This window comes from Flavobacterium sp. XS2P24, assembly GCF_030010285.1.
Taxonomy (GTDB): Bacteria; Bacteroidota; Bacteroidia; order Flavobacteriales; family Flavobacteriaceae; genus Flavobacterium; species Flavobacterium algoritolerans.
In genome coordinates this window covers 12,014-23,486 of sequence record NZ_JASCRU010000018.1, presented here as the reverse complement: position 1 = coordinate 23,486, position 11,473 = coordinate 12,014, and the positions used below count along the sequence as shown (strand labels likewise).

The 11,473-nt window shown below is 33.4% G+C and carries 16 protein-coding genes; 11 read left to right on the top strand and 5 right to left on the bottom strand.

Features of this window, described 5'->3' with window-relative positions:
• The first annotated feature begins 92 nt into the window (after positions 1-92).
• From QLS31_RS11675 to QLS31_RS11635, 9 genes are all read left to right on the top strand, one after another.
• Positions 93-770, top strand: coding sequence for a Crp/Fnr family transcriptional regulator (locus QLS31_RS11675; RefSeq protein WP_282744013.1), 678 nt, complete (start codon positions 93-95; stop codon positions 768-770).
• 80 nt (positions 771-850) lie between these two features.
• Complete coding sequence (locus QLS31_RS11670; protein WP_121340928.1) at positions 851-1,450, top strand: peroxiredoxin-like family protein; 600 nt, start codon at positions 851-853, stop codon at positions 1,448-1,450.
• 2 nt (positions 1,451-1,452) lie between these two features.
• Positions 1,453-1,911, top strand: coding sequence for a YHS domain-containing (seleno)protein (locus tag QLS31_RS11665; protein WP_282744012.1), 459 nt, complete (start codon positions 1,453-1,455; stop codon positions 1,909-1,911).
• 14 nt (positions 1,912-1,925) lie between these two features.
• Complete coding sequence (locus QLS31_RS11660) at positions 1,926-2,306, top strand: DoxX family protein (protein ID WP_282744010.1); 381 nt, start codon at positions 1,926-1,928, stop codon at positions 2,304-2,306.
• Positions 2,307-2,315: 9 nt separating this feature from the next.
• Complete coding sequence (locus QLS31_RS11655) at positions 2,316-2,804, top strand: DinB family protein (protein ID WP_113636783.1); 489 nt, start codon at positions 2,316-2,318, stop codon at positions 2,802-2,804.
• Positions 2,792-3,502, top strand: coding sequence for an NRDE family protein (locus tag QLS31_RS11650; protein WP_282711811.1), 711 nt, complete (start codon positions 2,792-2,794; stop codon positions 3,500-3,502). Before QLS31_RS11655 ends, QLS31_RS11650 begins: the two co-directional genes overlap by 13 nt.
• Before the next feature lie 10 nt (positions 3,503-3,512).
• A complete protein-coding gene (locus QLS31_RS11645) occupies positions 3,513-4,547 on the top strand; it encodes a D-alanine--D-alanine ligase (RefSeq protein WP_282744009.1) in 1,035 nt (344 codons plus the stop codon).
• A gap of 4 nt (positions 4,548-4,551) precedes the next feature.
• The gene (locus QLS31_RS11640; RefSeq protein ID WP_282744008.1) at positions 4,552-5,205 is read left to right on the top strand and encodes a hypothetical protein; all 654 of its coding nucleotides are present in this window, start codon (positions 4,552-4,554) and stop codon (positions 5,203-5,205) included.
• 18 nt (positions 5,206-5,223) lie between these two features.
• Entirely contained in the window at positions 5,224-6,204 is a 981-nt protein-coding gene (locus QLS31_RS11635; RefSeq protein ID WP_282744007.1) for a M28 family peptidase, read from the top strand.
• 1 nt (position 6,205) lies between these two features.
• Here QLS31_RS11635 and QLS31_RS11630 read toward each other — a convergent pair whose 3' ends face one another.
• Positions 6,206-6,775, bottom strand: coding sequence for a GNAT family acetyltransferase (locus QLS31_RS11630; RefSeq protein WP_282744006.1), 570 nt, complete (start codon positions 6,773-6,775; stop codon positions 6,206-6,208).
• 131 nt (positions 6,776-6,906) lie between these two features.
• Between QLS31_RS11630 and QLS31_RS11625 the strand changes: the two genes are divergently transcribed.
• Positions 6,907-7,584: an SDR family NAD(P)-dependent oxidoreductase gene (locus tag QLS31_RS11625; RefSeq protein WP_282744005.1), complete on the top strand. Its 678-nt coding sequence runs from the start codon at positions 6,907-6,909 to the stop codon at positions 7,582-7,584.
• Between the two features lie 17 nt (positions 7,585-7,601).
• Positions 7,602-8,204, top strand: a complete 603-nt coding sequence (locus QLS31_RS11620) for a SprT-like domain-containing protein (RefSeq protein ID WP_113636767.1) — start codon at positions 7,602-7,604, stop codon at positions 8,202-8,204.
• Between the two features lie 2 nt (positions 8,205-8,206).
• Here the strand turns inward: QLS31_RS11620 and QLS31_RS11615 are convergent, their stop codons facing one another.
• From QLS31_RS11615 to QLS31_RS11600, 4 genes are all read right to left on the bottom strand, one after another.
• Positions 8,207-8,968 carry an ATP-binding cassette domain-containing protein gene (locus QLS31_RS11615; RefSeq protein ID WP_099713472.1) on the bottom strand — a complete coding sequence of 254 codons (762 nt, stop codon included), beginning with the start codon at positions 8,966-8,968 and terminating at the stop codon, positions 8,207-8,209.
• Positions 8,965-9,714: an ABC transporter permease gene (locus tag QLS31_RS11610; RefSeq protein ID WP_099713471.1), complete on the bottom strand. Its 750-nt coding sequence runs from the start codon at positions 9,712-9,714 to the stop codon at positions 8,965-8,967. The genes QLS31_RS11615 and QLS31_RS11610 overlap by 4 nt, the downstream gene beginning before the upstream one ends.
• Before the next feature lie 68 nt (positions 9,715-9,782).
• A complete protein-coding gene (locus QLS31_RS11605) occupies positions 9,783-10,631 on the bottom strand; it encodes a glycosyltransferase family A protein (RefSeq protein ID WP_282744004.1) in 849 nt (282 codons plus the stop codon).
• 94 nt (positions 10,632-10,725) lie between these two features.
• A complete protein-coding gene (locus tag QLS31_RS11600) occupies positions 10,726-11,253 on the bottom strand; it encodes a methyltransferase (protein WP_099713469.1) in 528 nt (175 codons plus the stop codon).
• Between the last annotated feature and the right edge of the window lie 220 nt (positions 11,254-11,473).

The following is an 11,473-nucleotide window of genomic DNA, read 5'->3' as shown; positions in this document are numbered from 1 at the left end:
AAATAGTTCATCAAAACCCTTTCCAATTTCGGCTGGAAAGGGTTTTGTTTTTTAAATCGTTTTTTTAATACATTTACTGAAAGAATTTTTTTATGTATGAGGATTTAAAATATTGGTATTTGCGCGATCACAAATTGTTTCGAACGTTGAGTTTTGGACAAATCAGACAATTGTGTATTATCACCGGTTTTAAAAAAGCAAAGAAAGGCGAGATTATCTATTTCTCTTCTTCGGATTTGCCGAGAATTTTTCTGCTGAAAAAAGGAAATATAAAGATTGTTGCGGTCGATGAAGACGGGAATGAAACGATTAAAGATATTATTCAAAAAGGAGATTTATTTGGAGAACTGGCTTTGGAAGCTGACAGCCAGTCCAATGAATATGCAAAAGTGCTTTCGGATGATGTGGCTATTTGTAGTTTTCTAATGTCGGATTTTGAAGATTTATTGTTGCGAAATCCAAGTCTGGCTTTGTCCTATACAAAGTTCGTAGGGCTAAAAATGAAACGGATTAAGAACAGTTATTCTAATTTGATTTCTAAAGACGCAAAAACTAGATTGTTTCAGTTCCTAAAAGATTGGGCTGAAAAAGAAGGTAAAAAAATAGAAGATAAAGTGGTAATTGAAAATTATCTGACCCAAAACGATATTGCGCAAATTATTTGTACTTCAAGGCAAACAGCGACTCAATTGCTTAATGAAATGGAAACGAATGGTACCATCATTTACAGTAGGAAAGAAATCACTATAACGGATATCCGTAAATTATAATTATTTTAGTGGAACTGTAATCTAGCCGACAAATCTATTCGAAATTGCACAGTAGTTTTACAACATCAAAAAGTAACACTATGAAAAAAATAATTTGTCTGGCTTTATTTGTAATTGGATTATCCGTTCAGGCTCAAAATGATTTGCCAAAATTGGCTACGGAAATTGCTCCACTACTTATTGGAGAAAAAATTCCTAATTTCAATTTAAAATCAGTAGAAAATACGAATGTTAATTTAACGGAATTAATCAGTAAGAAAAGAACCGTTTTAGTATTTTATCGTGGTGGTTGGTGCCCGTATTGTAATGCACATTTAGCGGCATTGGGAGAAGCCGAAAAACAATTACTGGATTTAGGATATCAAATTATCGCGATAAGTCCTGATGCTCCAAAAAGCTTGAAGGTAACGGATGATAAAGAAAAATTAAATTATTTATTATTATCGGATAGTACAGGTGAATTGTCCAAAGCTGTTGGAATTGCTTTTCAAGCTCCAGAAAATTATAAGACTACGATAACTAAAGGTTCCGAAGGTGTGAATAGTTCTTTTTTACCTGTTCCTACGGTGTTTATTTTAAATGTAAATGGTGAAATTGAGTTTGAATACATCACACCTAATTTCAAAAATAGAATTTCAAATGATTTGTTGATTGCCGTTGCAAAATCTTTAAATAAATAATCATGAAAAAGCTACTATTTATTCTAACCGTATTGTGTACTTTTTCTGGCTTTTCGCAAAAGGACAACAAACGAGTGACTCTTTTTAATCTTGAAAAAAATGTGGCTATTCAAGGATATGATCCAGTGGCTTATTTTAAACAAGGAAAAGCAGTGAAGGGGAAAAAAGAAATAACAGCATCATATGAAGGTGTGGTTTATTATTTTTCGATGCCAGTAAATAAAGAATATTTTTTGAAAAATCCTTCAAAATTTGAACCTCAATACGGAGGTTGGTGTGCGTATGCAATGGGAGATTCCAATGAAAAAGTGTCTATAAATCCAGAGACTTTCAAGATTAGTAATGGAAAGTTGTATTTGTTTTACAATGCTTTCTTTAATAATACATTGAAAAGCTGGAATAAAGAGGAAGCCGGATTGATGATGAAAGCGGATGCGAATTGGAGTAAAAGGATTAAATAAAAAAAACAGGAATTATGAAATCAGTTGTGTTTTTCTGGATAATGCGACTCGCCGTGGCGGTGATTTTAGTGCAAACTTTGTATTTTAAATTTACAGCGAATGAAGAATCAGTTTATATTTTTTCTGCTTTGGGAATAGAACCGTATGGAAGAATTGGCACTGGAATAGCCGAGTTGATTACGGTAATTTTGATTTTAATACCAAGAACTTCGTTATTTGGTGCTATAATGGGTTGCGGCGTTATGGTTGGTGCGATTTTTGCTCATCTGTTTGTGCTTGGGATTGAAGTGAAAAATGATGGTGGTACACTTTTTATTTTGGCACTAATTACCTTTCTTTGTTGTGTTACTTTAGTTTTTAAGGATAGGACTAAAGTGATGAATTTGTTGAATTAAAACTTAAATATGCTAATACCTTCTATTAATAATAGTTTAAACGAACTAATTGATTTGCTGAATCAATTGTCTCAAAAAGAATATTCAAATTCTTGTACGGAATTAAGTAATGCAACTATTGGGGAGCATACAAGGCATATTATTGAAATGTTTCAATGCTTAGAAAATCAATATGATTTAGGCATTGTGAATTATGATAAAAGAGAACGAAATACCCGTATTCAAACGGATACTGCTTTTGCTATTGAAAATATTGTGTTAATTCAACAAAATTTAGATAAAAAAAATAAAAACATCGAGTTGTTGCAAATCATTGATGGAGAGGAAATTCGAATTGAAAGCAACTATTTCAGAGAGTTACTTTATAATTTAGAACATTGCATTCATCATCAGGCACTTATTAAAGTAGCTATTTTACAATGTGAAACAGTTATAATTGACGCTAATTTTGGAGTTGCCCGTTCTACAATAGAATATAGAAATCAATGTGCACAGTAAGTTTTGTAGCAACGAATGATAAAATTATCATTACTTCAAATCGGGATGAAAAAACAGTAAGACCGAGTGCAATACCTCCAAGAAGTTATACCGTAAACGGGAAAAATCTTATTTTCCCAAAAGATCCAAAAGCAGGAGGAACTTGGTTTGTCGCTAATGCTGACGGAACAATTTTGGTGCTGTTAAATGGCGCTGACGAAAAACATGAAGTGCAACTTCCATATCGAAAAAGCCGTGGTTTGATTGTCTTAGAGATGATCAGCAGTATTTCTCCAAAGGATTTCTGGACAGAAATTGATTTGGAAAACATAGAGCCTTTTACATTAGTTTTATTTCAAAATAATGCTCTTTTTCAATTGCGCTGGAACGGAAAAGAGAAAGAAACGACATCTTTGGACATTCATCAAAATCATATTTGGTCTTCATCGACTTTGTATCCATCAGCGATTCGTGAAAAACGAGCCAATTGGTTTCATACTTTTATGCATGACAATTTTCAAATTTCGGAATCAAAAATGCACGATTTTCATCGCTATACCGAAGAAGGAAATGATGAAAACGGTTTAGTCATCAATAGAAATGACGAGATGAAAACGTTGAGTATCACGCAATCGGTTATTGAAAAAAATAAAGTAGCTATATTGCATTACGATTTGATTGCACAACAGGATTTTTCGACCTCATTTATCACCGTTTAAAGAACTTAATTTGAAACTATTTTTTCATAAAATTACGCATTGGGAATACTGGCCTTTTCAGATTGTTTACATTCCAATTTATTTTCTTTGGTCCTATTATTCCATCAAGGCAAAATCTATTTTTTTCTTTAATGCTTCTAATCCAACCATAAAAAATGGCGGTTTTATGATGGAGTCCAAAAAAGAAATCTACAATTTGATTCCACAAAAATATTACCCAAAAACGGAATTAATAAAAGAAGGAATTGCTCTTGAAAAAATTGTTAATACTATTGAAGAAGCAAAAATAAAATATCCTTTGATTGCCAAACCGGATATTGGACTGCGAGGATCTGGGGTTAAAAAAATTAATACCATTGATGATTTAAAAGAATATGCTGAAAAAGCAAATTTCGATTATGTAGTGCAGGATTTAATTCCATACGAGAACGAAGTTGGGATTTTCTATGTGCGTTATCCTCATGAAAAAACCGGCAGAATTACCGGAATAGTTTCCAAAGAATTTCTGATTATTACCGGAAACGGATTCTCTACCGTAGAAGAATTAATCAAAGAAAATCCTCGATATGAACTGCAATTAAAGGTTTTGAAGCAGGAATACGGAAAAAAACTACTCGATATTCTTCCAAAAGGAGAAAAATTGAATTTGGTGCCTTATGGAAATCATGCACGAGGCGCAAAATTCATTGATGGAAGTCATTGGATAACACCAAAAATGACAAAAACAATAAACGAAATGTGTCTGCAAATTCCGGGTTTCTACTTTGGTAGATTGGATGTGATGTACAATACAATTGAAGAATTAGAACAAGGATTGAACTTTTCAGTCGTGGAGCTTAATGGCGCTGCTAGCGAACCCACACACATTTATGATCCAAAGCATTCTTTGCTTTTTGCATGGAAAGAACTCGTACGTCACATTACGTATATGTATGAAATAAGCGTGGCAAACCATAAAAATGGTGCTCCGTATTTACTGTATAAAGACGGGATGAAAGAATACAGAATGCATCTGGAACAAAGCAATAAAATTGTAAATTTCTAAAATCATGAAGGCATTAAAAAACATTTTTGTTGGTTTTTTAGTGAGCTTTATCGGTTCGATACCCTTGGGATATTTGAATGTAGTAGGTTTTGAAATTTATTCAAAAACAGGAATGAAAAGTTTGATTCTCTTTTTATTGGGAGTGATTTTTGTGGAGATGTTTGTGATTTATTTCACTTTAATTTTCGCAAAACAATTGGTCAACAATAAAAAATTAATGAAGATTATTGATTTTTTTGCCGTTTTCTTTCTGTTGATTTTAGGGTATTCTTTTTATGCAAATTCCAATCAAACAATGGAAGAGCCAGGTATTTTAGAGAAATATGCAATGTATTCTCCTTTCCTGATTGGTGTATTTTTGAACTGTATCAATTTTCTTCAATTGCCATTTTGGACCGGTTGGAACCTTTATTTGATGAATGGGAATTATATCTCCATTGTAAATAAGCTAAAATTATATTATGTTTCAGGGACTTTAATAGGTACATTTTTTGGAATGATGACTTTGGTCTTGATATTAAATACCTTGTCTCAAAACACAACCGGCTTTTCTAAATATGTAATGCCAGTGGTGATTCCGTCATTTTTTGTAGTTTTAGCTATTGTTCAAATGGTAAAAGTCTACAAGAAATATTATAGAAATAAAGTCACATTATAAAAAATAAATCTCAATATTATGAAAAAAGCATTCCTGTCTCTTTCTTTTATTTTCTTTGGTTGTTTGTCAGCTTCGTCAGTAATTGCTCAAACCGCGAGTGATGCGCAATTAAAAATTGTTGAGGCTGAATATAAAGTAACAGAAAATGACGTTGCCGAGACATTAAAATATTTGGCTTCGGATGAATTGGAAGGAAGGGAAACCGGAAAAGCAGGAATGGTAAAAGCCGCTGATTATTTGGAGCAGTTCTTCAAAAATAACAATGTGAAACCCTATTTCAAATCGTATCGCGATACCTTGTCTACATTTAAAGAACCAGCTTTCAATATTGTAGGTTTTATTGAAGGAAGCGACCCAGTTCTTAAAAATGAATTTATAATTTTAAGTGCTCATTACGATCATATTGGCTTGGATAAAAAAGGCGTAAATGGTGATTTTATAAATAATGGCGCCAATGATGATGCATCTGGAACTACTGCAGTTGCTGAAATGGCAAAATACTTCAGCATCGCCAAAAATAATAAACGAAGCATTCTTTTTGTGTTTTTTGCAGGAGAAGAAAAAGGGTTGTTAGGGTCTAAACATTTAGCCAAAAAACTGAAAGCACAAGATTTTAAATTGTATGCTCAGTTCAATATTGAAATGATTGGTGTACCAATGAAAAGAGATTATCTAGCTTATATTACCGGTTTTGATAAATCTAATATGGCAGGTAAAATCAATGAATATACTGGAAAAAATACGATTGGTTTTCTTCCGAAAGAAGCCGAATATAAATTATTCTACAGGTCAGATAATTTCTCTTTTTATGATGTTTTCAAAGTGCCTTGCCAATCCGTGAGTACATTTGATTTTGAAAATTTTGAATTCTACCATCATGTTTCAGATGATTTCAAAGCAATGGATATTCCGCACATGACTTCATTTATTCAGGAATTATTGCCTGCTGTAACGCAAATGGTGAACACGCCGACACAAGAAATCATAATGATTAAATAGTTTAAGAAACTGCCTGACTCATATCATACGCCAAAATAAAGTACTCGTTATTGTTGAATTGAAAATCTCCAATAATGGTCCATTTTAGTTTTTCAGTATGCGCTTTCGTAGACGGAATGTTGATTTTGTTGATGAAAGTTAAGGCCAATGGATATTTATGAAGCATGTGCGTTCTCATGAATTCAAACAGCGGCGTTATCAATCCTTTGCCGCGATATTCTTTGTGAATGCAAATAGGGCCATATTGAAAACTATTGTTTGTGGTGATTTCAAAATCCAAAAAGGTCAGCTCCGTAAACAAGGAACTCATGTAATTGAAAATGGGCCATTGTTTGAAAAAATCCCAACTTCCTGCAAAAATGTAAGCAATGATTTTGTTATTGTCTTTGGCAATAAATAAGTTGTTTTCATTGATGACTTCGGTTAGTTGTACAATGGTAAATGGCGTGGTAACAAACCCGGAAGCTTTTTCTTCTTCGGATAGATTAGCTACAAGATACAATTCCTGTAATGCCAATACGCCATCAATATCACTTATTTTTGCAGTTTCGAATTGTATGTTTTCTGTCATTTTATGAAAATTCTGATGTTAATTTGGTTTGTCAAAAATAAGTAAAATTATAGGAATCTTTAATTTTTATTACAGCAAGAATCCTTTGCGTAAAGCATTAGTTTTTTGTCGTTTTTGTTTATTTTTGCTCTATGAAAAATATTATCATCACAGGAACAAGTAGGGGAATAGGATTTGAGTTGGCATTGCAATTTGCTAATGCTGGACACCAAGTATTAGCCATTTCCAGAAAAATTCCTCAAGCTTTATTAGGCAACGAAAATATTACCTGTCTTTCGGTTGATTTAGCTACTGAGTCTGAATTAGTGAAAGTAAGCAATTTTTTATCCAAATCTTGGAAACAAATAGACGCAGTCATTCATAACGCAGGAAGTTTATTGCTAAAACCTTTTTCAGAAACAACTCAGGAAGATTTTGAAAATATCTATAAAGTCAATGTTTTTGGAGTTGCTAATTTGACTAGAATTTGCCTGCCTTATTTACAAAAAGGAAGCCACGTAGTGACTATAAGTTCTATGGGTGGAATTCAGGGAAGTTTAAAGTTTGCCGGATTGGCAGCCTATAGTTCAAGTAAAGGAGCTGTTATTACGCTATCAGAATTACTAGCAGAAGAATACAAAGAGCGTGGAATTTCTTTCAATGTTTTGGCTTTGGGTTCTGTGCAAACAGAAATGCTGGCTGAAGCTTTTCCAGGCTATCAAGCTCCAATAACAGCGGGTGAAATGGCAAATTATATTTATGATTTCACTTTGACCGGAAATAAATATTTCAATGGCAAAGTGTTGCAAGTTTCTTCTACCAATCCGTAACTAATTTCATAACTACTTTGAGCGAAACTTTAGCCAGATACATTCCAGAGCATGCGGTAAAACCCGTTTTCGAACTTATTGTTGCCAATCAAGTGCATCTTAAGATTGTAAACGAGCGTCAGACGCGTCATGGTGATTATCGAAAAGGGTTGAATGGAAAGCATGAAATCACGGTGAATTCAAATCTGAATAAATACAAGTTTTTGATTACGTTGATTCATGAAATCTCGCATTTGGTGGCTTTCGAAAAATTTGGTAGAAATATAAAACCTCATGGTAACGAGTGGAAATATTCTTTCCAAAGGTTGATGATTCCTTACATTCGACCAGAAATTTTCCCGAATCATTTATTGCCTTTATTGGCGAGGCATTTCAAAAACCCAACAGCCAGCAGTGATACGGATGCTACTTTGGCTTTGGCACTGAAACAATTTGATCAGCAAAATGATAAAAATTATGTGTTTGAAATTCCTTATGGAAGTGTTTTCCGAATCCAAAACGGAAAGATTTTCAAGAAAATAGCCATAAGAACCAAGCGTTTTGAATGCTTAGAAATGAGTTCCGGAAAGACTTATTTATTCAATCCAAATGCTGAGGTAGAATTGTTGAAATCAAGTTAGATTTACTCTTTTAAATATGCTTCTCGTACTTTTTTGAATAAATTAGAAGAATAAACAAAGGCAACGACAGCTTCGTTATCGGTTCTGAAAATTTCTTCTTTGGTTCCTTCCCAAGCTTTTAAACCATCTTTTAAGAATAAAATTTTCTCTCCAATTTCCATAACGGAGTTCATATCGTGCGTATTTATAACCGTTGTGATATTGTATTCTTCGGTTATTTCTTTGATAAGATTATCAATCAAAATAGCCGTATTTGGATCTAAACCAGAGTTTGGTTCATCACAAAACAGGTATTTTGGATTGTTTACAATCGCGCGTGCAATCGCTACCCGTTTTTGCATTCCTCCTGAAATTTCCGAAGGTAGTTTTTTATGGGCGTCAGTTAAGTTGACTCTTTTTAATACAAAGTCTACGCGCTCCTGAATTTTTGAATTATTGTCTTTGGTAAACATTTTCAACGGAAAACCTACGTTCTCTGCAACTGTCATAGAATCAAACAAGGCACTTCCTTGAAATACCATTCCTATTTCAGTTCGTAAATCACGTTTCTCATCTGGATTTAATTCAGAATAAATTCTCCCGTCAAATGAAATTGTTCCAGATTCAGGAGTGTGAATTCCTAGAAGACTTTTAAGCAAGACGGTTTTACCAGAGCCACTTTGTCCAATAATTAAATTCGTTTTTCCTGTTTCAAAAATTGTGGAAACGCCTTTAAGGATTTTGATACCGCCAAATGATTTTTCTATGTTTTTTACTTCTATCATGAGCCAAGTAACAATTGAGTTAATATGTAATTAAAAGTAATTATGGTAACTGAGGTCCAAACAAAGGATACGGTACTTGCGCGTCCTACTTCGAGTGCGCCACCTTTCATATAATACCCGTGAAAAGAAGGGATAGTTGCTAATAACATGGCAAAAATCAATGTTTTAAGGAAAGCATAAACGATGTGGAATGGAATAAAATCCAATTGAGCCCCATTTATAAACTCATCACTTGAAGTAAATCCGCCATAAACACCAGCCATCCAGCCGCCTAAAACACCCAGAAACATACTGATTCCAATAACGAAAGGATAAAGTAGTAAAGCTATTATTTTTGGAAAAACCAAATAGTTTAAGGAGTTAACTCCCATCACTTCTAGAGCGTCAATTTGTTCTGTTACTCTCATGGTTCCAATACTTGATGTGATAAAAGAACCCATTTTTCCAGCCATAATCACTGAGATAAAAGTAGGTGCAAATTCTAATATTACAGATTGACGTGTGGCAAAACCAATAAGGTATTTTGGAATTAATGGATTGGTCAAGTTCAATGCAGTTTGTATGGCAACAACACCTCCAACAAAGAAAGAAATGAATGCTACAATACCAAGGGAACCAATAATTAAATCATCTATTTCCTTAAAAATTAGATTTCTCATCACAGACCATTTTGTCTGTTTATTGAAAATTTCTTTTAGCATTAAGAAGTATCTTCCTATCTGCGTTATATATCGAATGAGCATCATAGTTTTGTGATTATGGGCTAAATTACAAAAATAGTTATGAGTTATAAGTTATACGTTCGTAGTTTTCGTTAGAAAATTTTTTCTTTCATTTTCTTCAAACGATACTTGCGAATAAATTTAGCTTGTTCTGCGGTTACCAATAATGGTGTTTTAGCTGCTTTTGCTTTCCAAAAACCTTTGATGTAATCTAAAAAAAGTAATGGTTTCTTTTTCATCATCGCCAGTTTTGCAGAAGCTATGGAAGTGATTAAAAATCCGTAGCCTAAAGTATAAAACGCTTCTCCTTGTTTGTAACGGGCAGTCTTATTGTAATTAGCTCCAGTTGGTTTTAAATGTTTCACGATTAAGGAAGCATCGGTAACGACTTTCCAACCGTAAAATTTTGACAATAATTCATCAACAGTATCCCAACCCATAGCTGGTTTTAAATTTCCTATTTGTTGGAAACATGCTTTTCTATAGGCTTTAAACGCACCACGAATATGATCTTTATCGGTTAGATTTTCCAGAATCCATTCGCCATTTTTTTCAATGTAGGCAAATCCGCCAGCCATTCCTATTGTCACATCTTTTTCGAAAACATTTAAAATTGTCTCGAAATAATTGTTGGGTAGAATTAAATCAGCATCCAGTTTTACGATAACGTCATACTCTTCATCCAATATTTCGAATCCTTTATGAAAAGCCTGAATAACTTTACTTCCCGGTAAATGTATCGCGCTGGAAGTTTTGTTTACTAAAGAGATAAACGGATTTTCTTTGGCGTAAGCGGTTACTATTTCAGCTGTTTTATCAGTAGAATTATCATTGACAATCACTACTTTTTTTGGTAAAACAGTTTGAGAAATCAAAGAATCTAAAGTTAAAGCGATGAAAGCTTCTTCGTTATGAGCCGGAATAACAATATAATAGTTCATTTAAAATATTTTTGAATGGAGATTAACGATTCTTGATTTCAGATTTTTACATCCATTATCACAATCATAAATCGACATTCGTTAAGCAACAATCTTAAATCTTAGCCCTTTCAGCGTAAACGATATAATATCTATTGGTAAATTTTCTCAATAAGGGACGAAGACCAAATTTCTTTACGGGATTTGTCCATTTTTCACGGTCGATTATTTTCCAGCCTGTTTTTTCCAAAAGCCAGTCCAATTGCCAATCTTCAAATTCATGGTAATGTCTGTCCCACATATCGGTTTTACTTCGATAAGCTGGTGAAAACCACAAGCGCATTGGGATAGATATAAAAAGTTTATCTGATTTTATTTCGCTTAAAATCGTGTAAGGGTTTAGTAAATGTTCAAAGATTTCGAAAGCGGTTACGACATCTTTTTTTTCTGTTGAAAATACGGATTGGTCTTTGTCTAAGTCTTCTCCTGTTGTATTTGTAACTGCAAATCCTTCGGATTTCATGATTTTAGAAAAAGGATTTTCTACGCCTAAATCTAATATGGTTTCTGAAGTGGAGACGTGTTTTTTTAGAAATTCTAAAGTATGTTTGAATCTTTTATTGGGAAACGTTTTTTCGTACATGTTTTTTTGATTTTGCCGCGAGGGCACGAAGGCACAAATATAGTAATAAATGTGTTTTTGGGCATTGTTTTTTAGCCCGGATGGGAATGAAAATCCCGGAGCTTTAAAATGTAGTTTTTCAAGGTGCAAAAAGCGACAGAATGAAGCTTTCTTGCACCTTAGAAAAACAAGTTTTGTAGTGAGGAATTGTAGTGTACAGCCGGATTAGCTCCTGATTGTT